The 25163-nt window shown below is 69.3% G+C and carries 18 protein-coding genes and 1 riboswitch; of the genes, 12 read left to right on the forward strand and 6 right to left on the reverse strand.

Annotated features, from left to right (window positions below):
• Position 1: 1 nt before the first annotated feature.
• The 5 genes from POL67_RS20530 to POL67_RS20550 all read right to left on the reverse strand — a co-directional run bounded on the left by POL67_RS20530 (position 2) and on the right by POL67_RS20550 (position 7957).
• The gene (locus POL67_RS20530) at positions 2–1405 is read right to left on the reverse strand and encodes an MBL fold metallo-hydrolase (RefSeq protein ID WP_271919547.1); all 1404 of its coding nucleotides are present in this window, start codon (positions 1403–1405) and stop codon (positions 2–4) included.
• A 9-nt stretch (positions 1406–1414) separates the two neighbouring features.
• Positions 1415–4060 (reverse strand): TonB-dependent receptor domain-containing protein, encoded by a 2646-nt coding sequence (locus tag POL67_RS20535; RefSeq protein ID WP_271919549.1) that lies wholly within the window; start codon positions 4058–4060, stop codon positions 1415–1417.
• Between the two features lie 77 nt (positions 4061–4137).
• The gene (locus tag POL67_RS20540; protein WP_271919551.1) at positions 4138–5853 is read right to left on the reverse strand and encodes a serine/threonine protein kinase; all 1716 of its coding nucleotides are present in this window, start codon (positions 5851–5853) and stop codon (positions 4138–4140) included.
• 128 nt (positions 5854–5981) lie between these two features.
• Entirely contained in the window at positions 5982–6602 is a 621-nt protein-coding gene (locus POL67_RS20545; protein WP_271919553.1) for a hypothetical protein, read from the reverse strand.
• A gap of 152 nt (positions 6603–6754) precedes the next feature.
• Complete coding sequence (locus POL67_RS20550) at positions 6755–7957, reverse strand: hypothetical protein (RefSeq protein WP_271919555.1); 1203 nt, start codon at positions 7955–7957, stop codon at positions 6755–6757.
• A 168-nt stretch (positions 7958–8125) separates the two neighbouring features.
• A riboswitch (cobalamin riboswitch) is annotated at positions 8126–8281 on the reverse strand.
• Positions 8282–8715: 434 nt separating this feature from the next.
• Between POL67_RS20550 and POL67_RS20555 the strand changes: the two genes are divergently transcribed.
• Genes POL67_RS20555 through POL67_RS54260 form a run of 3 tightly spaced genes read left to right on the forward strand, consistent with a single transcriptional unit; the run spans position 8716 to position 12850 of the window.
• Complete coding sequence (locus POL67_RS20555) at positions 8716–10404, forward strand: FHA domain-containing serine/threonine-protein kinase (protein WP_271919557.1); 1689 nt, start codon at positions 8716–8718, stop codon at positions 10402–10404.
• A gap of 35 nt (positions 10405–10439) precedes the next feature.
• Positions 10440–11078, forward strand: coding sequence for a hypothetical protein (locus POL67_RS20560; protein ID WP_271919559.1), 639 nt, complete (start codon positions 10440–10442; stop codon positions 11076–11078).
• Between the two features lie 11 nt (positions 11079–11089).
• A complete protein-coding gene (locus POL67_RS54260) occupies positions 11090–12850 on the forward strand; it encodes a BamA/TamA family outer membrane protein (RefSeq protein ID WP_373372412.1) in 1761 nt (586 codons plus the stop codon).
• Here POL67_RS54260 and POL67_RS20565 read toward each other — a convergent pair.
• The gene (locus POL67_RS20565) at positions 12847–13680 is read right to left on the reverse strand and encodes an FG-GAP repeat domain-containing protein (protein ID WP_271919561.1); all 834 of its coding nucleotides are present in this window, start codon (positions 13678–13680) and stop codon (positions 12847–12849) included. The genes POL67_RS54260 and POL67_RS20565 overlap by 4 nt on opposite strands.
• 112 nt (positions 13681–13792) lie before the next feature.
• On the opposite strand from POL67_RS20565, the gene POL67_RS20570 reads away from it, so the two are divergent.
• The 9 genes from POL67_RS20570 to POL67_RS20610 all read left to right on the forward strand — a co-directional run bounded on the left by POL67_RS20570 (position 13793) and on the right by POL67_RS20610 (position 25163).
• Positions 13793–15001: a phosphoglycerate dehydrogenase gene (locus POL67_RS20570; protein ID WP_271919563.1), complete on the forward strand. Its 1209-nt coding sequence runs from the start codon at positions 13793–13795 to the stop codon at positions 14999–15001.
• A gap of 265 nt (positions 15002–15266) precedes the next feature.
• A complete protein-coding gene (gene rimP / locus POL67_RS20575) occupies positions 15267–15854 on the forward strand; it encodes a ribosome maturation factor RimP (protein ID WP_271919565.1) in 588 nt (195 codons plus the stop codon).
• A gap of 23 nt (positions 15855–15877) precedes the next feature.
• A complete protein-coding gene (gene nusA, locus POL67_RS20580) occupies positions 15878–17530 on the forward strand; it encodes a transcription termination factor NusA (RefSeq protein WP_271919567.1) in 1653 nt (550 codons plus the stop codon).
• Between the two features lie 120 nt (positions 17531–17650).
• The gene (locus tag POL67_RS20585) at positions 17651–18487 is read left to right on the forward strand and encodes a YlxR family protein (protein WP_271919569.1); all 837 of its coding nucleotides are present in this window, start codon (positions 17651–17653) and stop codon (positions 18485–18487) included.
• A gap of 30 nt (positions 18488–18517) precedes the next feature.
• Positions 18518–21763 (forward strand): translation initiation factor IF-2, encoded by a 3246-nt coding sequence (gene infB, locus POL67_RS20590; RefSeq protein ID WP_271919571.1) that lies wholly within the window; start codon positions 18518–18520, stop codon positions 21761–21763.
• Between the two features lie 56 nt (positions 21764–21819).
• Complete coding sequence (locus POL67_RS20595; protein ID WP_271919573.1) at positions 21820–22182, forward strand: DUF503 domain-containing protein; 363 nt, start codon at positions 21820–21822, stop codon at positions 22180–22182.
• Entirely contained in the window at positions 22179–22559 is a 381-nt protein-coding gene (gene rbfA / locus POL67_RS20600; RefSeq protein WP_271919575.1) for a 30S ribosome-binding factor RbfA, read from the forward strand. Before POL67_RS20595 ends, rbfA begins: the two co-directional genes overlap by 4 nt.
• Positions 22560–22621: 62 nt before the next feature.
• Positions 22622–24172 (forward strand): serine/threonine-protein kinase, encoded by a 1551-nt coding sequence (locus tag POL67_RS20605; RefSeq protein ID WP_271919577.1) that lies wholly within the window; start codon positions 22622–22624, stop codon positions 24170–24172.
• A 25-nt stretch (positions 24173–24197) separates the two neighbouring features.
• Positions 24198–25163 (forward strand): hypothetical protein, encoded by a 966-nt coding sequence (locus POL67_RS20610; RefSeq protein ID WP_271919579.1) that lies wholly within the window; start codon positions 24198–24200, stop codon positions 25161–25163.

Here is a 25163-nt window from a genome sequence, read left to right on the forward strand (position 1 = left end):
GTCAGCCGATCTCGAGCTTGTCGTTCGGCGCCGGGATGACGATCGAGTTGTGCCCCCGCTCGCGCATCTTGTCCGCGAGCACGCGTTGCGGCTGGGGCTCGCCGTGCACGAGCGCGATCGTCCCGGCCGGGCCTCGCGCGCGGCAAGCATCCGCGTAGGCCACGAGATCCCGCTGATCGGCGTGCGCGCTGAAGCCGTTCAGGACCACGACGTCCGCGCGGCGCTCGCGCTCGACCCCGAAGATGCGGACCCGCGCGCGTCTCTCCACGAGCCTGCGGCCGAGCGTGTGTTGGGCCTGGTAGCCGACGATCAGCACGGTGTTCCGCGGATCCTCCACGCCGTTCTTCAGGTGATGGAGGATCCGGCCGGCCTCGCACATGCCGCTCGCCGAGATGACGATCGCGCTGCCTTCGCCGCCGAGCTCCTTGCTGCGCTCCTTGTCCTCGATGTACTCGAGGTCCTCGAAGTCGAAGGGCGTGTCCGTGCCGCGGAGCAGCGCGCGCGCCTCGGCGTCGTAACACTCGGGGTGGAGCTTGAAGACGTCCGTGATGCGGACCGTGAGCGGCGAGTCGACGTAGACCGGGACACGCGGGATCTGGCCGGCCTTGCGGAGTTTCTTCAGCGCGAAGATCACCTCCTGCGCGCGCTCGAGCGCGAACGAGGGGATGAAGACCTTGCCGCCGCGCGCGACGGTCCGCGTGACGACACGCGCGAGATCGTCCTCCATCTTGTCGACGCCGTCGTGCAGGCGATCGCCGTAGGTGCTCTCCGTGATGAGGACGTCGGCGCCCTCGGGGACCTCGGGATCACGCAGGATGGGCCGCCCGGCGCGGCCGAGATCCCCGGTGAAGACGAGGCGCCGCTTCTTCCCGCGCTCCTCGAGGTCGAGCACCGTGATCGCGCTGCCGAGCACGTGCCCGGCGTCGAAGAAGGTCAGGCGCACGCCGTCGGCGATGGGGATCGAGCGGTGGTAAGGGACCGAGACGAACCGCGAGATCGCGTCGAGCACGTCCTCCTCGCCGTAGATCGGCTCGACGAGCTCGTCCTCGCTGCCCTCGCGCACGGATTGCTTGTTCAGATACCTCGCGTCGGCCTGCTGGATCGCCGCTGCGTCGCGGAGCATGAGCGCCGCGAGATCACGCGTCGCCGGCGTCGCGTAGACGAGGCCGTCGAAGCCGTTTTTCGCGAGCATGGGCAGCGCGCCCGAGTGATCGATGTGCGCGTGGGAGAGCACCACGGCCGAGACCTCGCGCGCGGGCACGCGCAGGCGGCGGTTGTACTCGAAGGACTCGCGCCGCCGCCCCTGGAACAGGCCGCAATCGAGCAGCACGGTGGCGTGCTCCGTGCGGACGACGTGCATCGATCCGGTGACGGTCTGCGCCGCGCCGACGAACTGGATGTCCACGCGAAACCTCTACAGCGTGTGCTGGAAGAAGCCCATGATGCGGCGACCGACGCGGTTGCCGAAGGGGTGCATCTGCGGTGCTTCGTCGACGACGCCCGAGAGCGCGTTGTAGACGACGAGCGAGACCTCGCCGGTCGTGCTGGCGATCGGGAAACGCCACCCGATGCGCCCGTTCAGGAGCGCGTAGCCGGGGATGTCGAAGGTCTGCACCTGGATGCCCGAGAGCGTGGCGACCTGCTCGGCCCAGGTCTGCGCCGACTGGTAGTGGAAGGTGATCTCGCCGTCGATGCCGGGCTTCGTGCGGAGCTGGACGCCGGCGTTGATCTTGTGCCGGCTCGTGCGCTGATCCGTCGGCGCCGAACAGCCGTCCGGCAGCTCCTGCGACGAGACGTTCAGCGCGTAGTTCGCGAAGATGTCGAGGCCCTCGATCGGGTAGACGCGCGTGCCGACCTCGCCGCCGAAGACGTTCTGGATGTCGCAGCGGTTGAGCCACCCGCCGAAGCCGACCGTGTAACGTCCCGTCTCCGGGTTGAGCCCGCCGAGCCCGTCAGCGCGGTTCGCCAGCGTGAGCGGCCGCTCGCCGGCGAGCGCGATCAGGTCCGTGACGCGGTTGTAGTAGGCGGTCGCTTCGAACTCGAAGCGATCGCTCATCTGGTTCAGGTAGCTCGCCTCGGCCGTGATGATGCTCTCGGGCCGGAGGCGGAAGGCCGTGTCTTCGTAGCGCTGCGATGCCGAGATGAGCTCGGCGCCCGGGAGCTGGAGCTGGATCGGCAGGTCGAGGTACGACTCGAGGAAGGTCGTGTTGCGGAAGGCGGTCGAGCCGCTCACGCGGATCGACTGGAGGTCGGTCGGCTTGATGATGACCGAGCCGCGCGGCGAGACCTTCACGCTCTGGAGGTAGGGCACGTAGTCGGCGCGGCCCGAGACGACGAGCTGCACGGACTTGCCGAAGTGCAGCGTGTCCTGGAGGAAGAGCGAGCCCCAGTTCTCGATCGGCGTCTCGTCCTGGAGGTACGTCCAGGTGATCGACTTCATGCGGTACGCAGCGCCGCCGCGGAGGCTGTGCTCGACGGACTTCGGCCACGTGACGTCCTTGAAGAAGTTGAGCTCGGCGTCGACGACGTTCTGGTTCGCCTGGCTCGGGAAGAGCGTGTGGCCGTAGTAGTCGTGGTTCGACGACGTCTGCGCGGCGACCCGCGCGTAAAAGACGCGCGCGGAAAAGTTTTCGGTCTTGAAGAGCGCCGTGATGTCGGCGTTGTCGAAGCGGGCGCGGTAGTCGTTGAACGGGCCGATGCCGTAGACGTCGAGGTCGCTGCGCGCGAAGCCGCCGCCGACCTGGAGCTCGCGGTTGTTCTTGAAGCGCTGCGCGAGGCGGATGTCGACGCGCAGGTTCTCCGCGCCGAGGTTCTGGTTCGGATCGAAGACCTGGATGTCCTGGCGCCCGTTCTGCACCTCGCGCGTCCACCGCGGGTAACGCGTGTAGCCGACCGACGCGCGGTACCCGAGGTCGCCGTCGCGCCCCGTGGCCCACGCCGAGCCGTAGCCCTGCCCCGTGTCGCCGTAGCCCACGCGGAAGCCCGTGCGGCCCTCGCCCGGCGCGATCGTGATGATGTTGACGACGCCGGCGAACGCGTTGGCGCCGTAGAGCGCGGAGCCCGGACCCCGCACGACCTCGATGCGCTCGATCTGGTCGACGTCGATCGAGAGCGTCTCCCAGAACGTCGAGCCGAGGATGTCGAGGTACGCGGGCCGCTGCCCGTTGATGAGCACGAGCAGCTTGTTCGCGAGGCGGCTGTTGAAGCCGCGCATCGAGACGTTCGTGTCGCCGCCCGTGATTTGCATGACGTCCATGCCGGGCACGCGACGCAAGAGCTCGGGGATGCGCGTGATGCCCGAGAGGCGGATGTCCTGCCGCGTGATGATGGTCGTGGAGTTCGGCGAGTCGAGCGGGCTCTGGGCGCCACGCGAGGCCGTGATGACCGTCTCGCGGTAGACGTCCTCGTCGCGCGCCTTGCCGACGATCTTGTTCACGTCGGCCTGCGCCTGCGCGTCGCCGGGCTTGGTGCCACCGGGCTTCGTATCACCAGGGGTGTCGCCGGGCTTGGTATCGCCGGGCTTGGTATCGCCGGGTTTGGTGTCGCCGGGTTTGGTATCGCCGGGCTTGTCTTCGCCAGGCTTGGTGTCGCCGGGTTTGGTGTCGCCCTCGTTCGTCTTCGGCGGCTCGGTGGTCTTGGATTGCTCGGCGCGCTGCAGGGCGAGCTTCTCTTCGAGCTGCTTCAGGACCTGCGCGGACTCGGCGCGGTCGGGCGGATCGGACGCGACGTACTGCTTGTACGCGTTGATGGCCTGCTCGAGGTTGCCGGCCTCGGCGTGCGCGCGCGCGATGTTGAAGAGGACGTTCGGGTGCGGGAGGATTTCCTGCGCACGCTCGAGCTCCTTGATGCCCTCGGGGTAGTTGCCCTTGCTGATGAGCTCCATGCCCGCGCGGAAGTGCCGTCGCGCCTCGGTGCGCGCGTCGGCCATCGCGGGGCCCGCGGCGAGGGCCGTGGCGCAGGCGAGGGCGAGCGCGACGAGCACGCGCGTGGGGCGCGAGCGTCGTGGTTCCTTGGAGGCAGAGGGCGCGTCACGGTGGGCGGATGAGGGCTCGGACGACATGGCGGTTCCTCGGGGGCAAACCGCACTCTACACGAGCATTCACCCGCCCTCATCGCCATTTCGGCGGAGCGCGCGCGTCAGTAAGGATTGCCTTTGTAAGGGTCCGGCTTGTAGTTCGGATCCTTGTTCCCGCCGGTCTTCGTCGTGGCGGGCGCGGTGCGCACGGTGCCCGCGGCGGCGTCGAGCGTGACCTTTACCTTCTCCTCGACGACCGTGACCTTGATGGTCTTCGACTGGTAGCCCTTCTTCGACAGCGTGAGGCTGTGCACGACGTCGGCCGCAGCGCCGGCGCCGCGGAACGTCACGTCGCAAGGCGTGCCCCCGCAGAGCGTCTCGTTCCCCTCCATGACGCTCGCGCCGGAAGGATCACTCTCGATGTGCACCACGCGATCCCCGGGACGCGCGGGCGTCTGCGGCGCGGCCTGCGTGGGCGTGGGCGGCGGCGTCGTCGCGGGCGAGGCGCTCCCCGCCGTCGTCTCGCCGGAGCTGCGCGTCTGCGTGAGCGTGATGATGATGCCCACGAAGCCGAGCACGAGCACGCCCGTGATCAACATGAAGCGCCGCTTGCCGCTCTGGCCGCCGAGCGCGTCGGGGTCGGGCAGGGACATCGGCTGCGAGGCCGTGAGCGGATCGGCGAGCGTGCTCGGGCTGCTGAAGCCAAGCGCCGCAGGGCGCGCGCCGGAGAGCGAGAGCGACGAGAGCGACGTCGAAGGGCCGCTGTCCCCGGGCGGACCCGAGGGCCGGCGCATCGGGCCCGAGAGGCCCGTCGTGTCGCCAGGTGGGAGGCTGTCGAGGTGCCGCGCGCGGAATGCGCCCGTGTGCGCGTAGGGCTGGTACGGCCCCGTCATCATCTCCTCGGCGCCGCCGCCGCAACGCTTCAGCGCAGAGAGCAGCTCGTCCATGCTCCCGAAGCGACGCTGCGGATCCTTCTCGAGACAGCGGAGGACGATCGCCTCCATCTCCTCGGAGATCACGAGGTTCGGGTTGTAATGGATCATCGGCGGCGGCAGGTCGTTCACGTGCGCCATCAGCGTGCCGACGCCGGGGCCCTTGTCGAAGGGCACCTTGCCGCAGAGCATCTCGTAGAGCATCACGCCGAGCGAGTAGATGTCGGTGCGCGCCGAGACCTCCGCGCCCACGATCTGCTCGGGCGCCATGTACTTCGGCGAGCCCATGAACAGGCCTTGCTGCGTGAGATCCTCCGCCTCGCCGGTCACGTCCTTGACGAGGCCGAAGTCGAGGACCTTGACGTTGTCCCGTTCGTCGCCGTGTTGCGCCAGGAGCACGTTGCCCGGCTTGAGATCCCGGTGCACGACGCCGATCTGGTGCGCCTCGCGCAGCGAGCGGCAGATCTGCCGGGCGATGTGGCAGGTGCGGCCCTCGCTGAACGGGCCTTCCTCGCGCAGCACGCGGTGGAGCGTCTTGCCGTCGACGAACTCCATCGCGATGTAATAGATGTCGTCGCTCTGCCCGTAATCGAACACGGTGACGGTGTTCGGGTGCGTGAGCTTTGCGGCGATCGACGCTTCGAGGAAGAAGCGCTTGTGGAACTCCGGATCGCGGTCGCCCTCGTACTTCGGGGAGAGGACCTTCAAGGCGCAGATGCGTCCGAGCGGCGCTTGCTCGGCCCTGTACACCTTGCCCATGCCGCCGCGGGCGATGACGCCGACGATCTTGAAGCGACCGCCGATGGCCATCCCGATGAGGGGATCCGGCGCGGCCCCCTTCGGGTCATCGACGCCCTCCGCCTGCTGGTCTTGTCGGGACGCGCCCATATGTGGAACCTGGGCCATCGGGTTTGGATCCTCGGCGAGCGGCGGCCCCCAAAGGCACGCTCGGGTGCGCTGAAAGTCTGCCGGTGCCGCGCTCTTGTGTCAATTCCGCTGACCACTTGCCCCCCCGTGAGAGGGGGCGCGGTGGGTCAGCCGAGCGAGGTTCGTCCGGGGGGCGTGGGGGTCGAGGGAACGACCTGCCCCGACGCAGGGCCCGGGCCCGGCGGCGGCGTCGAGGGGTTGATGGGCGCCCGCGGCGCCGAGGGCGGCGCGTCCGCCATGACGGCGTCGGGGATGGTGATTTCCATCCCGACCCCGCGCGGCATAGGCGCAGCCTTGGGGATCACCGGAACCTGCACGGAAGGCGGAGTCACGGCGAGCATCGCAGGCGTGCTCACCTTGCCCGAGGCCAGCGGACGCGTATCCGAGCCCTCCACGAGCACGCCGTCGACCTCCATCATGAGCGTCGCGGAGGTGACCACGATGTGCCGGCCGAGGCGCTTGACGAGCAGGACTGCGCGCGCGCCGGGCGACCATCGCGGCAGGACACGCGCCTTGTCGGACTCCTCGTCGACGAGCCACCCAACGAGCTCCGAGCCCACGAGCTGCGACGACGTTGCGGCCACGAGCTTGCCCGAGACCATGCGATATCGGCTGTTCTTCGTCTCGAAGACACGATCACCGGCCACGTCCGGGCGTAGCCTTCCCTCGAGGAAGGCGTCGGTGCTCACGCGGACGACGCGATCGCTGTCGGGCTCGAGGAAGTTCATGACGCCTCCCATAGGGGCACCCCGTCATGCCTCGATTATCACGCCCTGTCGCGGAGATACATCCCCCGACGTGCGGATGCCGAGAGACCACCCGGCCGGCGTTCGGCCGCATGGTCTCCCGGGCTACCACATTGCGCGGGATTCGCAGGGGATCAGGGAACGCGGGCCACGACGGCGAGGACCGTGGTGTCCATGCCGCGTTGCCCGGCCACCCACAGCCGATCCTGGTCGTCCGTGAAGAAGGGGAGCGACGCGCCGGGCGTGGCCGCTGAGAGGAACACGCCGGGCGTGCCCTCGGCGACGACGGCGCCGTTCTCCACACGGTAGCGCTGCGCGACGACGTCGAGCGCGTCGAACGTCGTGCCATCGACGGGCTGGAACGCGAGCACGCCGGTGTCACCCGAGCCGGGCGCGATCGCAGCGAGGCTGCCCGCGTATCCCGGCAGCGTGAAGAGCGACGCGCCGGCAGCGGGCCCCGTGCCCCGCGCGACCTTCTCCGCCGCGTACCCGCGCGCGTCTTGATCGCCGTTCGCCTCCGACATGATCACGAAAACGTTGCCCGCGTGATCCGCGGCGATGGGGCCGGACGCGACGCCGAATGTGTCGACCGCGAGCGGCGCGGCGCACGTCATGTCGCCGTCGGGCACGAGCCGGGGCATCGACGCTGCCGTGCCGCAGGCGTCCGCCGCGTAGAGCGCGTTCGTCTTCGTCGCGGCGTCGTTCACGGGCGAGATCCCCGTGTAGAGCAGCCGCCCGAGCGTCCCATCGCCCACGCCGACGCCCGCGTAGAACCCGTTTACCGGGTAACGCGCTGCGACGGTCGTGCCGTCGAGCAGGACGATCTCGCCCGTGAGATCGGAGGCCGTGTACGAGACGACCGTCCAGTCGAAGAACGGCAGATCGATCGCTTGAGCTCCAAGGAACGTCATCGCCGGGATCTTCGTGTCGACGTCGCTCGTCGTGATCGTGAGCTTGCCCGTCGCTCCGCCGGGCGGCGTGAGGCGCTCGATCGTCACGGAGCCGGGCGCGGGCGCGGGGCTCACCGCGACCGGGCCGCCGTGGCGCCCCCACGTCGAGGGCGCGCCGACGACCGCGTCGGACTCGTACAACCCGACGACGCAGAACCCTGCGTCCTTCACGGTGAAAAGATCCGCGTACGTCGAAGGGTCGAGGCACGCGCTGCCACCACCACCACCCGCGCCGCCGTTCCCACCCGCGCCGCCGCTGCCACCGTTGCCACCGTTGCCGCCGCTGCCGTTGCCGTCGTCGCCGCACGCGACCATCATCAAGCTCGCGCCGAGCGCGAGGGCGAGCGCGAGCCGCGAGCTCTGCCAGCGTTTCGATTCGTCGTTCATGTTCGTCTCCGCATGGGCGACACACCCGCGCCCTCGGGTCTCGTGGGCGGGATCGAACGATCCCGCCGAAGAGCGGCGCCGGCGTGGGCATGGACGGAGAGACACGGACGCGAGGGCCCCCCCGCCGCATGCTCCACCCCGGAGACCGCGATCGGGCCTCGACGCAGCAGGTTTCCTGGCTCCCGGATCGTCCTCGGGCGGACCTTCCCACGCGTTCGCGTCTCCTCGGCTCGCACCGACGAGGCGCTCTCCGCGCAGTGGCTCTTCCGCCTTCGTCCCCGGTTACAGTGGCGGGGGCCGCGCCGGCATGGGACCGGCTTCCCTGTTGTCCGGCGCGCGCGTGCGGCGAGCCTTCGCTCGGCGCACGCGCGCGCCCACTGCTCGAGATCGGCGGGCCCCTCGACTTGCATCCCGGGGTCCGCACGGGGCGGCGTAGGCGATGAACGAGCGTGCAGTCAAGAAGAGGTTCATCGACCGGAGCGCTCGCTCACTCGACGGCCTCGGGAGCGTGGGGAGGCGGCCACGGGGGGGCTACAAAGGAGAGGGGAGGGGGGTACGTACGAGAGGGGCCACGGGCCACCCGGACCGCGGGGTGGGCCCGGACCGACCCCGAAACCCCGGAAAACGCTTGTCCGCGTGGGAAGGTACTCGTTGTTGAAAAGGACTCGTTGCGCTCTCGCCCGAGATGGACGACGCTTGTGGGAAACCAGCACCGTCCCGACCCACTGGGCAACGAGGCGGCTGACCCTCTTCTCGTCGTGACCAACAGAACTCCTCCCCCCCCGATCACTCCCGGAACGGTCATCAACGACCGCTATGAAATCCGACTAAGCCTCGGCAAGGGTGGCATGGGCGAGGTCTTCCTCGCATTCGACCGATCGACGCAGCAAGAGGTCGCGCTGAAGGTCGTGCGCGAGGAATCGCGCATGCCCGGCGACGACGAGGCGCTGCGGCAAGAGCTCTTGCTCGCGCGATCGGTCGCCCACCCCAACGTTTGCAAGGTCTTCGATCTCGCCCCGAGCCTATGGGGGCCCATCCTCGTGATGGAGAAGATCGCCGGACAAACCCTCCACACGCACATCCGGAAGAAAAAAGCGCAAGGCGGCTACACCGCCGACGAGTTCCGGAAGATCGCGGCGGAGGTGTGCAGCGGCCTCGCGGCGATCCACGCGCAAGGCCTCGTGCACGGCGATCTCAAGCCGGGCAACGTGATGGTGAGCGAAGGCCGCACCGTCATCCTCGACTTCGGCTTCGCGCAGGAGCGCGCCCGCGCCTCGGCGCGCCGCCCCGGGGCGCCGCCGGACGGCGGCACGCCGAACTACATGTCGCCCGAGCGCCTGCGCAACGGCGGCGCCAGCGTCGACGACGACGTCTACGCCATGGTGCTCACGCTCTGGGAGATGTGGACCTGCCGCGTCCCCGAGCCTGGTTACAAGCCGCGCGCGCGGCCCATGCGCCAGCAGATCATGTTCGACGTGCCCGCGGGCCTGGCGACCGACGAGGTCAAGCAGATCTTCCGCGGCATGAACGAAGACCCGACGATGCGCCCCCAGGCGCGTCACCTCCGGTTCTTCAACCCGACGCAGCTCACGACGAGCCCGATCCAGCTCCCGCGCGAGCGCCTCGAACCCGGGCCTCCGCCGGGCCGCGCCCAGACCGCCGCGTTCACGCCCGGCGCGCAGTCGCTACTCATCACGTACGCGACCAACGCGCCGGAGATCGTCGGGCAGATCCTGCCCCTCGACAAACCGATCATGACGCTCGGCCGTCGCGCCGATCAGGACCTCGTGATCCCCGAGGCCACGGTGAGCGGCCAGCACGCGTTGCTCCGTTGCCAGTCGGGCTCGTGGACGATCGAGGACCTCGGCAGCACGAATGGCAGCTACGCGGAGTTCGGCTTCGAGCGCAAGAGCCAGATCACCTTCATGCACAACGGCGAGGTCCAGGTCGGCGAGTGCCGCCTGAAGCTCGTCAGCTTCGGCCCCGAGTCGCCCTCGCACAAGCGCGCGCGCCAGTACCTCGCGAAGCGTGACGGCCTCACGGGCCTGCTCGTACGCGACCACCTCATGAAGGCCATCGACGAGGACGGGCTCTTCGCTGAGTGGGCCGAGGTGAACGTGCAGGTCGCGCGCTACGAGCTGCGCGGCCCGAACCGGCAGGTGAGCGAGAGGCCGACGATCCTCGAGATGCTCGCGCTGCGCAAGGCGGCCCAGCGCGTCGTCGACCTGACGGAGATGCTCATGCTGAGCCTCACGCCCGTCGTCGCCGGCCGCACCGGGCCGCTCAAGTTCGTGGTGTCGATGGTCGGCCATTCGCTCGAAGAGGCCCGCCACGTCGTCGAGCAAGTCCTCTCCCAGGTGCAAGGCACGCTGCCAGACTCGCTCGAGCTCACCGCCACCATCGTCAAGGGCGAGCCGGGTCGACCGGCCCGGACCCTCCTCGACTAACCCCGTGATCTCCCGGTGAAGAGCTTCGGCCGACGATGATCAGGCCCCCGCTGTCGTCGAGCCCGCCGTCGCAGCCCTCCCCGTACCGCTATCTCGGTCGCGGCGGGGGCGAGCGGCCCGTGCGTATGCAGATCATCTTCGCGCTCGTCGCGGGGATGATTCTCGTCGCCGTTCCTCTGTACCTCTGGCGCGGGCCGCGGCCCGACTCGATCCCCTCGGCCGACGCGGCCGTCACGGACGCCGGCACGACGGACGCGAGTGCGCCGGTCTTCGTGGTCGATGCGGGCCCGCCGCCGGTCACCCTCTCCTCGTTCACCACGATTCGTTGCGAGAACCCGGGGCCCGGGAAGACCCCACCGGAGCGGTGCGATCACGTTACCTTCTTCGAGGACGGCCTCGCCCGTGCCATCCGCGAGAACACAGCGTGCGCGCCCACCGGAAAGTCGCAAACCACCGTGAGCTTCGTGCTGGAGATGGACTTCCGCACGAAGAAGACGAACCTCTTCGTCGGCAAGTCGTCGAGCATCAAGCGCGACAAAGCGAAGGAACTCCTCCGCTGCGTCAAGCGCGCGATGCCGAAGCCCGACTGGCCCACGATCCCGCACCAGTACGTCCGCTACAAGGTGAACGTCGTCGCGACGTATCCGCCGGCCGACAACAAGCTCTCGCTCTAGTCCTCGCGACCCTGCTCGTTTCGTCGTTCTCCTCGTCCCTCGCGGGGGCGGCCGAGGAGAGCGACGAAGCGCCGCCGCCCGCGTACTCGCCGTACGAGCGCGAGACCATCAAGGCGGTCCTCACGGCGCAGGGCAAGACGATCGACGAGTCGCCCGAAGGCAAGACCATCGAGGCCATCGACGTCATCACGCTCGACGTCATCGAGCAGCGCGATCCGGTCCCGAACTTCGTCAATATCTTCCACGCCACGACGCGCAAGTACATCGTCCGCCGCGAGGTCCTCCTCGAGCCGGGGCAACCGTACAAGCAGGAGCTCGCCGACGAGACGGGCCGAAACCTCCGCAACATCCCGCAGTTCTCACTCGTGCTCGTGTTCGCGGTGCGCGGCAGCAAGTCCGATCGCGTGCGGCTCCTCGTCGTCACGAAGGACGTCTGGAGCCTGCGCGTCGGCCTGGGCTACCGCTTCGCCTCCGGCCGCCTCGAGTACCTGCTCGTCCAGCCGAGCGAAGAGAACCTCTTCGGCACGCACCACTCCGCGCTCGTGCAGGCGTACTTCCAGCCCGAGACGTACGCGCTCGGCGCGCGCTACTCGATCCCACGCGTCGGCGGCAGCCGCATCCTCCTCCGAGCCGAGGGCAACGTCGTCTGGAACCGCGAGAGCGGCAACCCCGAGGGCTCCTTCGGCGCGTTCACCTACGGCCAGCCCCTCTACTCCACCCGCGCCGACTGGTCGTACCTCGCGCAGATCATGTGGCGCTACGAGATCGATCGTCGTTACGTCGGCGGCCAGCTCGCCACCTTCGACGCGAAGTCCACGGAGCAGGACGACGCGATCCCCTTCCGCTACCGCGCCGACGTGCTCGCGGGCATGTACACGCTCACGCGATCCTTCGGCCGGCGCAACAAACACGACTACAGCGTCGGCCTCGATGTGAGCCGCCGCGTCTATCGCCAGGACGACCTCTCTCGCTACGCGCCCGATGCTGCGCGCGAGTTCGTCGACTTCGCCGTGCCGCGCAGCGACACACGCATCGGACCCTTCGCCCAGGTGCGCGCTTACTCCACGCGCTTCATGCGCGTGCTCGACTTCAACACGCTCGGCTTGCAGGAAGACATTCGGCTCGGCCACGACCTCATCCTGCGCGTCTACCCCGTCTTCGCCGGGATCGGATCGAGCCGCGACTTCCTCGGCACCATGGCTTCGGCGAGCTACACGGCGCCGATGGGCGACGGCATCGCGCGCGTCTTCGCCGAGGGGATCATCGAGGCAGAGCCGGATCGCATCGCCGACGCCTCGCTCGAAGCCGGCGTGCGGATCCAGACCCCGCGCACGGGCATCGGACGCCTCGTCCTCGACGCTCGCCTCCTCCGACGCTTCCGCAACTACATGAACCGGCGCACCGTGCTCGGCGGCGACACGCGGCTCCGGGGCTACACGACGCTCGCGTACATCGGCTCCGACGTGCTCTCGTACAACCTCGAGTACCGCGCGCGCCCCTTCCAGATCTTCTCCTTTCAGCTCGGCCCCGTCGCGTTCTTCGATGCCGGCGACGCCTTCGACGGTTTCGAGGAGATGCGCATGAAGCACTCGGTCGGCGTGGGGCTCCGCGCTGTCTTCCCGCAGCTCGATCGCTCCGTCATGCGTCTCGACTGGGGGTTTCCTTTGACGCGCACGTTCGCCCCCGAGGGCCCGTTCCCGGGTCAGTTCGTCGTCACGTTCCAGCAGGCATTCCAGATGCCTCAGGTCCCGCTACGCGCGACCGACTTCTAGCGCTGCGTGGTCTGCGCCGATCGGATCCGCGCGACATGCGCGTCGAACGACGCACGCAGCGAACCCGGTACCGGCTCCTTCTGCAGCGCCTCCAGCGTGGCCGTGCGTTCGCGGCCTGTGTGGATCGCGTGCCATGCCTGCTCGAGCGCGCGCCGGACGCGCGTCACGTCGTCCATCGGCGTGTCCTTGTCCTTCGGCGTCCGGAGCGGCGCGTCAGCGCGGCGCGTGTGAAACGCGAGCGCGGCCTCCGAGCGCGCGCGGTATCGCCCGGCCTCGAACGTCGCGACGGTGAGGAATGCGGGCCGGATCGGATCGTCGGCCGGTACGGCCACGCGCCCGAGGAGATCGAGGTGTCCGTCCTCGTCGACGTCAGCGACCTCCGTCGGCACGAGCTTCATCTCGACCTCGTACTGCGCCGATCCCGTCGGGAGGAGCTGATGCACCTCGAGCACGCCGCCACTCCCTCGCAGCACCACGTCGAGTGTTCCATCGCCGTTGAGATCCGTGAGCGCGCGAAACGCGCCGTCCTCGTAGCCGCCGCTCGTGCCGGGGACGAGCGCGGGGACGAGCTCCGTCGCGTGTTCCCCCGCGTCGCGTGGGCCCACGGCCAGCACCACGCCGTGCACCGTGGCTGCTCGTACCGCGAAGGTCTTTCTTCCGAGGATGTCGACGCCTTCGTATCCGCGGACGACCACGGCGCCGCCCCCACGCGGCAGCTTGGCGCGGATCTCCGACGTCTTCTGTAAGCCGAGGGGCGCCGTCTCCGCGTCGATCGTGGAGAGCTGCGCCTCGATGTCGGGCGGCGCGGCGAACGCCGTGATGGGGGGCATTTCTCCGCCTCCCCAGGGCGAGACCCGATGATCCGAGGTGCACCCCGAGAAACCGATCGACGCCACGAGGACGAACAACCGCGCTGCCTTTTCTGCTACCGTTCGCCCTCGCATGCGCCTCTTGATCGCCGACAAGATGGACACCCAGGCGCTCGAGGAGCTCCGCATCCTGGGTGTCGAGATCATTTCCCGCCCGGAGCTTACCAAGGAGACGTTGCCCGCGGCCCTCGACGGCATCGGGATCCTCGTCGTCCGTTCGACCGAGGTGACGGCACGCGCCATCGAAGCGGGCCGCCAGCTCAACCTCATCGTGCGCGCGGGCGCCGGTGTGAACACGATCGACGTCGCCGCTGCGAGTGCGCGTGGCGTGTACGTCGCGAACTGCCCTGGCAAGAACGCGATCGCCGTCGCCGAGTTGACGATGGGCCTCGTGGTCGCGCTCGATCGCCGCATCGTCGATGCGACCACCGATCTACGCGCAGGAAAGTGGGAGAAGACCCGGTATGCGCAGGCGGAGGGGCTCTACGGCCTTCGCATCGGCGTCGCGGGCCTCGGCGCCGTCGGCCGCGAGGTCTTGAACCGCGCGCGTGGCTTCGGCCTCGAGCCGCATGCCTGGTCGCGCTCGCTCTCGCAGAACAAAGCGCAGCGGCTCGACGTCGGCTTCGCTCGTAGCCTCGAAGAGCTCGCGTCACGTTCGCACGTGCTCACGATTCACCTCCCGCTCGACAGCCGGACGCGCGGCATCGTGGGTCGCAAGGTGCTCGAAGCACTGCCGGACGGGGCCATCGTGGTGAACACCGCGCGCAGCGAGGTGATGGACTACGAGGCGCTCGAGGACGTGATCGCGAAGAAGGGATTGCGTGTCGGCCTCGACGTGTTTCCGAACGAGCCGGATCGCGGCACGGGCACGATCGAGCCGCGCATTTTCGGCCGGGGCATCGTGTACGGGACGCCGCACATCGGCGCGTCGACCGAGCAAGCGCAGCGGGCGATCGCCATGGAGACTGCGCGCATCATTCGCGCCTTCATGACCGAGGAGACCGTGCCGAACGTGGTGAACATCTGCGCCACCTCGCCCGCTCGGTACGTCGTCGTGATTCGCATGCTCGACAAGGTGGGCGTCTTGGCGAACACGCTGAGCGTGCTCAAGCGTCACGGCATCAACATCGAGGAGATTTCGAACACCGTCTTCGACGGCGCGCTCGCGACGTGTACGAAGATGCGCGTCTCTGGACGGCCGAGCGACGCCTGCATGAAAGAAATCGCGGCGTTCGACGAGGTCCTGCACGTGGACGTGGTATCGTTGCCGAACCTCGCCTAGCGAGGTCACGCCTGCCCGCCCCGGAGACCGCTTCACTGCGGATTTTCCTGGGCTTTTCGCTCGTGCGCGGTGGGCGTCCATGCCCCCTTGCGCATCCGCCCAGGTTCGTTTAGAGTCACCCCGACAAAACTAGGCGGATCCGCGGAGCCGGATTCCCAAGTTTGGGAATCGGCTCTTTTTTTTTTCGCTTGGGCCCTCGCGCGGCGGGCGCCCTTGGCGAAGACGGTTTTTCGCCGCGCGGGGCCTCGCGCCCGTCCTCTCAGGCATGCAGCAAGCGTCGAACGAGCAAACCAGCAAGAAGACCATCGATTTCGACCGCATCCGCGCGGCCGTGGGCCCCGTGCTGGAGACGCACGGCGTGGTGCTCGTGGATGTCGAGTGGTTCACCGACCAGGGGACGTGGGTCTTGCGCCTGACGATCGAGCGCGAGGGCTTGCAGGACTCGTCGGATCCGGCTGGGGGCGTGTCGCTTGACGACTGCGCCGACGTCTCGCGGGACGCCTCGACGGCCCTCGATGCGGAGGATGACGTGATCCCGCATCACTACAGCCTCGAAGTGTCTTCGCCCGGGCTCGAGCGGCGCTTGAAGGACCTTCCGGATTTCCGGCGGTTCCGCGGCAAACTGGCGCGTGTGAAGCTCGCCCGGCCGGTGCCCGACGGCCAGAGCCTTCTACGCGGCGAGATCGCGGAGGCGCCGGACGACAAGATCGCCGTCGTCGTCGACGGCAAGCGGATCGAAGCGCCTTTCGCGGATGTCGTGGAGGCGCGTCTCGTGTTCGAGCTCGTGACGCAGCCGAAGAAGCAGAAGAAGAGCACGCGCGCGGGCAAGGCGAAGCAAAGCGGTAACCGGTAGTGAGATCAGGAGAGCGAGCAGCCATGGCAACGATGGGAGCGACGCCCACCGTGGATACGAGCCTCGGGGCGATCCTCGAGCAGGTCGCGAAGGAGAAGGGCATCGACCGGAAGATCCTCGTCGAGACGATCGAGGCGGCGATCTTGAAGGCGGCCCAGAGCGTCTTCGGACCGACGCGCGAGCTCGAGGCGCGGTTCAACGAGGACAGCGGCCAGGTCGACCTCTTCCAGTACATGACCGTCGTCGAGGACGTGGCCGAGCCCGAGCGCGAGATTTCGCTCGCCGACGTGGAGAAGCACAAGCTCGACGCGACGCTCGGCGAGGAGCTCGGCTTCCAGGTCTTCTGGCGTCCCGAGGATGCCGAGAAGGCGCGCGAGCAGGACAAGGAGTTCGGCGACATCCTGAAGCTCAAGGCCGGGCGCACGACGTTCGGCCGCATCGCCGCGCAGACGGCGAAGCAGGTGCTCCTGCAGCGCGTCCGCGACGCCGAGCGCGACCTCATCTTCAACGAGTACAAGGACCGGAAGGGCGAGCTCATCCGGGGCATCGTTCGGCGCTTCGAGAAGGGCAACAACATCATCGTCGACATCGGCAAGACCGAAGGGATCCTGCCGTTCCGCGAGCAGACGCCGCGCGAGACGTACCGGCCGGGCGATCGCATCGTCGCCTATGTGAAGGACATCGATCGCGAGGCGCGCGGGCCGCAGGTGATCTTGTCTCGGTCCGATCCGCGCCTCGTGGAAAAACTCTTCGAGGCCGAGGTGCCCGAGATCTACGAGGGCATCGTGCGAATCGTCTCGGTCGCTCGCGAGCCGGGGGCTCGTTCGAAGATCGCGGTGACCTCGCGCGACGCGGACGTCGATCCGGTGGGCGCGTGTGTCGGCATGAAGGGCTCGCGCGTGCAGGCGGTCGTGCAGGAGCTACGCGGCGAGAAGATCGACATCGTGCCGTTCGATCGGGATCCGGCGCGCTACGTCATCGCCGCGATCCAGCCGGCCGAGGTGCACAAGGTCATCGTCGACGAGGCGGACGGGCGCATGGAGCTCGTCGTGCCGGACGAGAAGCTCTCCCTCGCGATCGGCAGGAAGGGCCAGAACGTCCGGCTCGCCGCGCAGCTCACGAACTGGAAGCTCGACATCATCAGCGAGTCCAAGTTCAAGCAGATGGAGGAGGAGGCGATCCACGCGCTCCAGCAGATCGACGGCGTGTCGGAGTCGATCGCGAAGTCGATGTATCGGCTCGGCTTCCGGGCGCTCGAGGAGGTCAGCGAGGCGGCCGCCGAGGAACTCGCGGCGATCCCCGGGCTCGGCGGCGCCGAGGTGGCCGAGCGGATCAAGGCGCAGGCCGATACGACCATGGAGCGGCTGCGTCAGGAGCGCATCCGGGCCGCGAGCATGCGGACCGAGCCGCTCACGGATCGCGAGCGCTTGATGTTCATTCGTGGCGTCGGCGATCGGACCGTGGGCCTCCTCGAAGAGGCGGGCTACAAGACCGTGGAGGACATTCTCCGCGAAGACGAGGACCGGCTGGCGATTCGGACCGGCCTCGGCATCAAGAAAGCCCGGGCCATCCGACAGGGGGCGCGGGACTTCGTGGAGAGCGAGCAGAAGGTGCTTGAGGCGGGCCGCGCCGATGCGAGGCGCGCAGCAGTGGCGGCTTCGACAAAGCAGGCGTAAGAGGGCGCGGCTCGTTTCTCGTGGACGAGCCAAATTCCGAGAACGAAACGGACGATAGTGGAAGCACGGACAGACACAGAACGAGCGACGCCGCAGGCGGACCGAGAAGGTTCGTCGCGGGTGCGCACGTGTGTCGGCTGCGGAGAGCGGGTGGAAATCCCGCGCTCTGGGGCGGCGCTGTCCGTGCTCGTCCGTCTCGTGCTGGGCCCCGGCGGCGAGGTCGCGGTGGACGCGGCGGGCGGCGGCTTCGGCCGCGGCGCGCACGTGCACCCGAGGCCGTCCTGCGTCGAGAAGGCGGCGCAGCGGGGGCTCGCGCGGGCGGCCAAGGGCAAGGTGAGCTTGCTCTGGGACGAGGCGCCCGAGCAGCCGGGCGAGGAGACGGCGTCGTCGGGGACGGCGTCGTCGGGCAAGCTCGTCCCGCTCGATGCGAGCTCGCTTTCCCGGGCGATCGTGCGCGCGCTGGATCGGCGGGTGCAGGGGCTCGTGGTCGCGGCGGCTCGTGCGCGCAAGGTCGCGCTCGGGGCGGACGCGGTGACGGGCGCCGACGGGCGAGGCGAGGCGGAGCTCATCGTGGTCGCGACCGACGCGGCCGCGGGATCGGAGCTCTCGGCCGTGCGTCGCGCGGTCTCCGAGGGGCGCGCGGTCGCCTGGGGGACGAAGATGGTATTGGCTACGTTGTGCTCTGCCGCTGCGTCATCGAAGCGCGCGGAAGGGCTCGCCGTCGTGGCGATCACGGATGATCGGATCGCGGCGGCGCTCCAGGAGGCCGTGCAAACGGCCTCCGCGCTCGCCGCGCCACCATTGGAAGGTGCGGCGGCGGGCCGCAAGCGCCATGATGCGAGGCGCCCCGGTGGTTCCGGGCAGCAGTCCTCGGAAAGGTCCACGCCGAAGGATGCGGGCGGCGGGATCGATAGAGATGGGGCGCGGTCCGGTCAGGATCGTCGTGCGGACGGGTGAGTCGGGTTTGTCGTTATTGGAGCGAGGTGCATGAGCAAAGTTCGGGTGTACGAGGTCGCTAAACAGCTCAACATGGATCAGAAGACGCTGGTCGCGCTCTTCCAGTCCATGGGTATCGGCGACGTGCGCAACCACATGAGCGCGGTCGAGAGCGATGTGGTGGAGCGCGTAAAGCGCCATCTGGAGCGGCAAAAGGCGCCCGAGGTGGTCGAGGAACGGATCCGTCCGACGGTCGTGAAGCGTCGCGCGCGGGGCGCCGAAGGTGAGACCTCCGGCCCCGAGCCGACGACGGCCCCCGCACGTGCCTCCGCTCCAGCCGTCCCGCCCGCGCGCGCTTCTGCTCCGTCCGCCGCTCCCGCCCCGACGAGCCCGACGTCGGCGGCGGCAACGCCCGCCGCGCCGAGGACCGCGCAAGCACCGGCGCCGGTCGTCGAGGCCGCGAAGCCTGCTCCCGCGCCCGCTCCCGAGAAGCCCGCAGCGACGCAGACGGCGCCCGCCCAGCCGGTGGAAGGTGAAGCGAAGGAGGCGCGCGAGGTTGCTCCGCCTGCGCCGCCCCCCGCTCCGGCCCCGGTCGCGGCGGCGGAGCCCGCGAAGCCCGTCGCTGTCGAGAAGGCCCCGGAGGCGCCCGCGCCGAAGCCCGTGGAGGCGGCACCCCCGCCGCCGGTCGAGGCTCCGAAGCCCGCGCCTGCGCCTGCGGTCGCCGCCGAGGCCCCGAAGGCCGCTCCGGCCGAGCCCGCGTCCGCCCCGAAGGCGGCCGAGCCCGCGCCTGCGCCGAAGGCAGCCGAGGCGCCGAAGGCCGAGGAGCCTGCCAAGCAGGTCGCAGCGCCTGCCGAGGCCCCGAAGGCCCCGCCTGCGCCGCCGGCCGCTCCGGCGACGACGCCTGCGCCGAAGGCGGCGGAGCCTGCGCCTGCGCCGAAGGTGGCTGCCGAGCCGCCGAAGAAGGCCGAGGAGCCGGTAAAGCCTGCGCCTTCCGAGGCGCCGAAGCCGGCCACGGCTCCGCCGTCGCAGCAGCCGCAGCGGACCGCTGGTGGGTCGGCGCAGGGGCCGTCCAAGCCCACGACGCCGCCTCCGGCCACGACGCGCTCGCCCGCGCCGGGCCCGGGTCGTATGCCGCCGCCGAGCGCGCCGCCGGCTCGCACAGCGCCTGCGTCGTCGGTGCCGCCGCCGCGCAAGCCTTCGGACACGCCGTCCTCGGTCCCGCCGCGTCCGTCGTCCCCGCCGAAGACGGGCATCGACGTGTGGCAGGGCCGCCCCGGCGTCCCGATGCCGGCCGCGCAGCGTACGAGCACGCCGCGCCGCACGACGTACGATCCGCGCGCCCAGGCGCCGCAGCCGGGTCGGCCTGGCACGGGCTTCGGCCCGCAGACGGGTCGTCCGGGACAGCCGGGCGGCCCGCGCAGCGGCCCGCAACGCCCGGGCATGGGCGGCTTCCGTGGTCGTCCGGGCGGGCCTCCGATCCAGCAGCGACGCGGCCCTGCGCAGGTCTCCACGCAGGAGATGGCCTCCCACAAGAAGGTCGTCAAAATCGAGGAGCAGGTCAGCCTGCAGGCGCTCGCCGGCAAGATGAGCGTGAAGTCGACCGATGTTCTCCTGAAGCTCCTCAGCATGGGGATGACGGGCGTGAACATCAACTCGACGCTCGACGCCGACACCGCGAAGATCGTCGCGAGCGAGTTCGGCTGGAACGTCGAGGACGTCGCGGTCAGCGAGACCCAGACGCTCGAGGACGCGACGCGCGTCGAGTCCGAGGCGGATATGGACTTCGAGCTCCGTCCGCCGATCGTCACGGTCATGGGTCACGTCGACCACGGCAAGACGTCGCTGCTCGACCGGATCCGCAAGGCCAGCGTGGCCGAGGGCGAGGCAGGCGGCATCACGCAGCACATCGGCGCGTACCGCGTCGAGACGCCGCGCGGGACGATCGCGTTCCTCGACACGCCGGGTCACGAGGCGTTCACGGCGATGCGCGCCCGCGGCGCTTCGCTTACGGACATCGTCGTGCTCGTGGTTGCGGCGGACGACGGCGTCATGCCGCAGACCAAGGAGGCGATCTCGCACGCGCAGGCCGCGAAGGTGCCGATCATCGTCGCGGTGAACAAGATCGACAAGCCGGGCGCGGATCCCGACAAAATCAAGCGCGACCTCGCGAACCTCGGGCTCCAGCCGGAGGAGTGGGGTGGCCAGACGATGTTCATGCACGTGTCGGCGAAGACCGGGCAGAACATCGACCAGCTCCTCGAGTCGATCATCCTGCAGGCCGAGATCCTGGAGCTCAAGGCCTACGCCAAGCGCCGCGCGAGCGCGACGGTCATCGAGGCGTTGCTCGATCGTGGCCGCGGCCCGGTCGCGCGCGTCATGATCCAGGACGGCACCCTGCGCACCGGCGACATCATCATCGCCGGCAGCGTGTGGGGCAAAGTCCGCGCGATGACGGACGAGCTCGGCCGGACGGTGGCGCATGCGGGCCCCGCGACGCCAGTCGAGGTGCTCGGCTTGAACGAGGTGCCGAGCGCGGGTGATCCGGTGCACGCGGTCAAGGACGCGAAGACGGCGGAGGAGATCGCGGAGACGCGTCGCAAGAAGGCGTCGAAGTCGCTCATCCCGCAGGACTCGCGCGTCTCGCTGGAGACGCTCACCTCGCGCCTCGCGGAGAGCGATCAGCTCGAGCTGAAGCTCATCGTGAAGGGCGATGTGCAGGGCTCGGTCGAGGCCATCTGCCATGCGCTCTCCAAGCTCTCGACGCAGAAGGTGAAGGTCACGATCGTCCACGCGGGCGTCGGTGGCATCACCGAGGGCGACGTGAACCTGGCGGTCGCATCGAAGGCGATCATCGTCGGGTTCAACGTCCGTCCTGCGGGCAAGGCCGCCAGCCATGCCGAGACCGAGGGCGTCGAGATCCGGCTCTACAACATCATCTACAACGCGGTCGACGACATCCGGTCCGCGATGGAAGGCCTCTTGCCTGCCACCAAGGTCGAGAAGCAGCTCGGCCGGGCGGAGGTTCGTCAGGTCTTCCGCGTGGCGAAGATCGGCACGGTCGCCGGCTGTATGGTGACGAGCGGCCTCGTGAAGCGGACGGCGGAGGCGCGGCTCATCCGCGACAACGTCGTCGTGTGGACGGGCAAGCTCTCGGGCCTGCGCCGCTTCAAGGACGACGCGAAAGAGGTGACCGAGGGGTTCGAGTGCGGTATCTCGCTCGAGAACTACCAGGACATCAAGGAAAGCGACGTCATCGAGTGCTTCGAGATCGAAGAGGTCAAGACGAAGCTCACCTGAGCTTCGGGGGTGACCGCGGACCCGGGTAGCGCCGGCGAACGACGATGTTTGTTGGTGTGTTGAGGCTGAGGTTGGATGTGCCCGGGGCGCGGTCGCTCAAGGACAAACGGAGCGTCGTCCGCTCGTTCAAGGAGCGGGTGCAAGGACGGCTGAAGGTGGCGGTCGCGGAGGTCGGGGTTCTCGACGATCCGCGGCACGCCACCCTCGGGGTCGCGGTCGTGTCGAACTCGCACACGGTCTGTGATCAGATGATCTCGAGCGTGGTGAGCATGGCCTCCACGCTGCCGGATGCGTTGCTCGCCGATCGGGCGAGCGAGATCGTAAGCTTCGGCGAAGGCGGTCGAGGGGTCGTGGGCGGGATCGAGCAGATGCTCGGGGATCTCGACAACGACGACGACGACGAGGGGAATTCCGCGTGAGTGGACAGGGATTGCGGTCGGCTCGGGTGGCAGCGCGGGTCCGCGAGGAGCTCGCGACGCTCTTGCGCGACATGGCGGATCCGCGCCTCCTCGGGGTGCTCATCTCGCGCGTGGAGATGACCGACGATCTGCAGACGGCGCGGATCTTCGTGCGGCACGAGCTCGGCGCGGCGCAGGGCGAACAGGAGCGTCGGTCGATGCTGAAGGGGCTCGAAGCGGCCGGGGGACGGCTCCGGCGTGATGTCGGCAAGGCGGTCCAGCTTCGCCGGGCGCCGGAGCTCAAGTTCATCTACGACACGGGCCAGGACAGCGCGTATCGCGTCGAGGAGCTCCTGCACGAGATCCGGATGGACGACGAGGGGCGGCACAAGGGCTGACACGGCGTCTTTGACCGTCGAATGAAGCTCACCACAGCGGATGCCGTGGTATTCTCCGCGCCGTGAGCCTTTCGGCCGGCGCGATCGTCGGTACCAACGTGCGTCTGCTTCGTCCGCTCAAGCGCGGCGGTATGGGCAGCGTGTGGCTCGCAGAGCACCTGACGCTGCGCACGCAGGTCGCTGTGAAGTTCATGTCCGAGCGCCTCGCGCAGGACCAGGAGTACGTGGCTCGCTTCACCCGCGAGGCCATGGCGAGCGCGCAGATCAAGAGCCCGAACGTCGTTCAGGTCTTCGATCACGGCATCACGCCCGACAGCACCCCGTACATCGTGATGGAGCTGCTCGAAGGCGAGGACCTTCGCATGCGGCTCTCGAAGATCGGCACGATCGGGCTCGACGAGGCGGCCACGATCATCGTGCACGTCGCGCGCGCTCTCTCGAAGGCGCACGCGCTCGGCATCGTTCATCGGGACATGAAGCCCGACAACGTCTTCCTGTGTGATCAGGACGGCGAGCTCTTCGTGAAGGTCCTCGACTTCGGGATCGCCAAGCACGCGACGCCCGAGAGCGAAGGCCTCGACGGCATGACGGGGACGGGCGCGATGGTGGGCACGCCGCACTACATGAGCCCCGAGCAGATCCTGAGCGCGCGGCGCGTGGATCATCGGGCGGATCTGTGGTCGGTGGGCGTCGTCTTGTACCGCGCGCTCACGGGGCAGGTGCCTTTCCAGGGCGAGACGCTCGGCGCCGTGTGCATCGCGATCGAGCGCGGGAGCTTCCTGCCGCCGAGCCAGCGGCGGCCTGGGCTCATGCCGACGCTCGATGCCTGGTTTTTGCGGGCGCTCGCGCGGGATCCGGCGCAGCGGTACCAGTCGGCCAAGGAGCTCGCGGATGCGTTCCTGTCGGCGCTCGCGGCGGGCGGGTATGCGCCGCCTGCGTCGCCGTTCCGGATGGAGACGACCGCGGCGCCTCGCTCCGCGCCGACGGCGCAGCCGCCGGGCAGCATGACGCCGCTGCCGGGCAGTGGCGCTTCTTCCTCGGCCGCTGCGTGGGTCTCGGGCGCGACGCCGCCGCCGATGATGGGCACCGGTCCTTCGGCCGCCACGCCTCCGCCGGGGCAGCTCGCGGAGCCGGCGTTGCCCACGGGCTCGGGACGCTATCCTTCGTCGATCGAGCCACCGTGGGCCGCGAGCGGCGCTGCAGCCGCGCCGCCGCCGCTGCAGACGTTTCACGGCTCCTCGGTCACGCATGCCGAGTGGAAGAGCTCGTCGCGGCGACGTGCGCTCGTCACGGTCGTGTCGGGCGCGCTCGGGGTCGTCGTGCTCATCCTGATCGTGATCGTCGTGCTCACGAAGGGGGACGGGACCGAAGGGGAAAACACGGCGGCCGTGCTCCCGGCCGAGGGGACGACGAAGGCGGCCGCGCAAGCCGCGCCTCCGACGCCCACGCCGGAGCCCGTCGCGACGCCTGCTGCGACACCTGCTGCGACGCCGACGGAGACCGTCGCGACGCCACAGGCCGCGTCCGCGAAGGCGTCTGCGGCGCCCGTCAAGCCTGCCTCGACGTCGACCTCCACCTCCACGGGGAAAACGAAACGTGATCGTGGGTTCTGAAAGGGCACGAGGGCGAGCGCGGAGGATGCTCGTCGCGTGTCTCCTCGGTGTCACGACGATCGTGGCGGCAGACGCCGTCGCGCACGCGCAATCGAAGACGGAGCGCGACATGGCGCGCGCGCTCATGGACGAGGGCGACGCCAAGGTCGAGAAGAAGGATTTCGCCGGCGCGCTGCGCGCCTACCGCGCCGCGCACGCGATCATGGGCGTGCCCTCGACCGGGATCGAGGTCGCGCGCACCGAGGAGAAGCTCGGGCACCTCGTCGAAGCGCACAAGGCCGCGCTCGAGGTCGCGAACATACCCGTGAAGCCCGGCGAGCCGAAGCCGTTCACCGAGGCGCGCGAGGCCGCGAAGCAACTCGCGGTGCAGATCGAATCGCGCATCCCGAGGCTCACCGTCGTCGTGCGAGGCGTGCCCGAGAGCGCGCCTGTCGAGGTGAAGATCGACGGCGCTCTCTTGCCGAGCGAGGCCGCGCGCGCAGCGCAGCCGGTGAATCCAGGCAAGCACGAGGTCTCGGCGGCGGCGACGGGGCTGCCTCCCGTATCGAAGGAGATCGAGATCGCGGAGGCGCAGCGGCTCCAGGTCACGCTCGCGCTTGGCGATGCAGCGGCGTCGGACGATGGCAGTGACAATCCCGGCCGGCGACTCTCACCGCTCGTGTACGTGGGCTTCGGCGTCGGCGGCGCGGGGCTCATCGCGGGGGCGGTGACCGGTGCCCTCTCGCTCTCGCGCGCGGGCACCGTGAAGGATCTCTGCCCCGCGGGCACGTGCCCGACGCAGGCCGCGCTCGACGAAGCTACGCCCGTGAACGATTCCGCGAAGACGCTGGCCAACGTCTCCAACGTCGCGTTCGCGCTCGCCGTCGTCGGCGTGGGGGTCGGCGTGGCGGGGATTTTTCTTTCGGGCGGCGAGCCCAAGAAGAGCCCGGAGACCACCTCGGTGCGCCTCCAGTTCGGGCCGACCGGGATCGGGCTCGTCGGCCGGTTCTGA

It is taken from the genome of Polyangium mundeleinium, from assembly GCF_028369105.1.
In the GTDB taxonomy this organism is placed as follows: domain Bacteria; phylum Myxococcota_A; class Polyangia; order Polyangiales; family Polyangiaceae; genus Polyangium; species Polyangium mundeleinium.

Excerpts from the sequence above, each read along its gene's own strand:
- POL67_RS20550 (WP_271919555.1), bottom strand. The coding sequence starts at position 7,957 with ATGAACGACGAATCGAAACGCTGGCAGAGCTCGCGGCTCGCGCTCGCC.
- infB (WP_271919571.1), top strand. The coding sequence starts at position 18,518 with ATGAGCAAAGTTCGGGTGTACGAGGTCGCTAAACAGCTCAACATGGAT.
- rimP (WP_271919565.1), top strand. The coding sequence starts at position 15,267 with ATGCAGCAAGCGTCGAACGAGCAAACCAGCAAGAAGACCATCGATTTC.
- nusA (WP_271919567.1), top strand. The coding sequence starts at position 15,878 with ATGGCAACGATGGGAGCGACGCCCACCGTGGATACGAGCCTCGGGGCG.
- POL67_RS20570 (WP_271919563.1), top strand. The coding sequence starts at position 13,793 with ATGCGCCTCTTGATCGCCGACAAGATGGACACCCAGGCGCTCGAGGAG.
- POL67_RS20540 (WP_271919551.1), bottom strand. The coding sequence starts at position 5,853 with ATGGCCCAGGTTCCACATATGGGCGCGTCCCGACAAGACCAGCAGGCG.
- POL67_RS20545 (WP_271919553.1), bottom strand. The coding sequence starts at position 6,602 with ATGAACTTCCTCGAGCCCGACAGCGATCGCGTCGTCCGCGTGAGCACC.
- POL67_RS20610 (WP_271919579.1), top strand. The coding sequence starts at position 24,198 with ATGCTCGTCGCGTGTCTCCTCGGTGTCACGACGATCGTGGCGGCAGAC.
- POL67_RS20560 (WP_271919559.1), top strand. The coding sequence starts at position 10,440 with ATGATCAGGCCCCCGCTGTCGTCGAGCCCGCCGTCGCAGCCCTCCCCG.
- POL67_RS20535 (WP_271919549.1), bottom strand. The coding sequence starts at position 4,060 with ATGTCGTCCGAGCCCTCATCCGCCCACCGTGACGCGCCCTCTGCCTCC.
- POL67_RS20565 (WP_271919561.1), bottom strand. The coding sequence starts at position 13,680 with ATGCCCCCCATCACGGCGTTCGCCGCGCCGCCCGACATCGAGGCGCAG.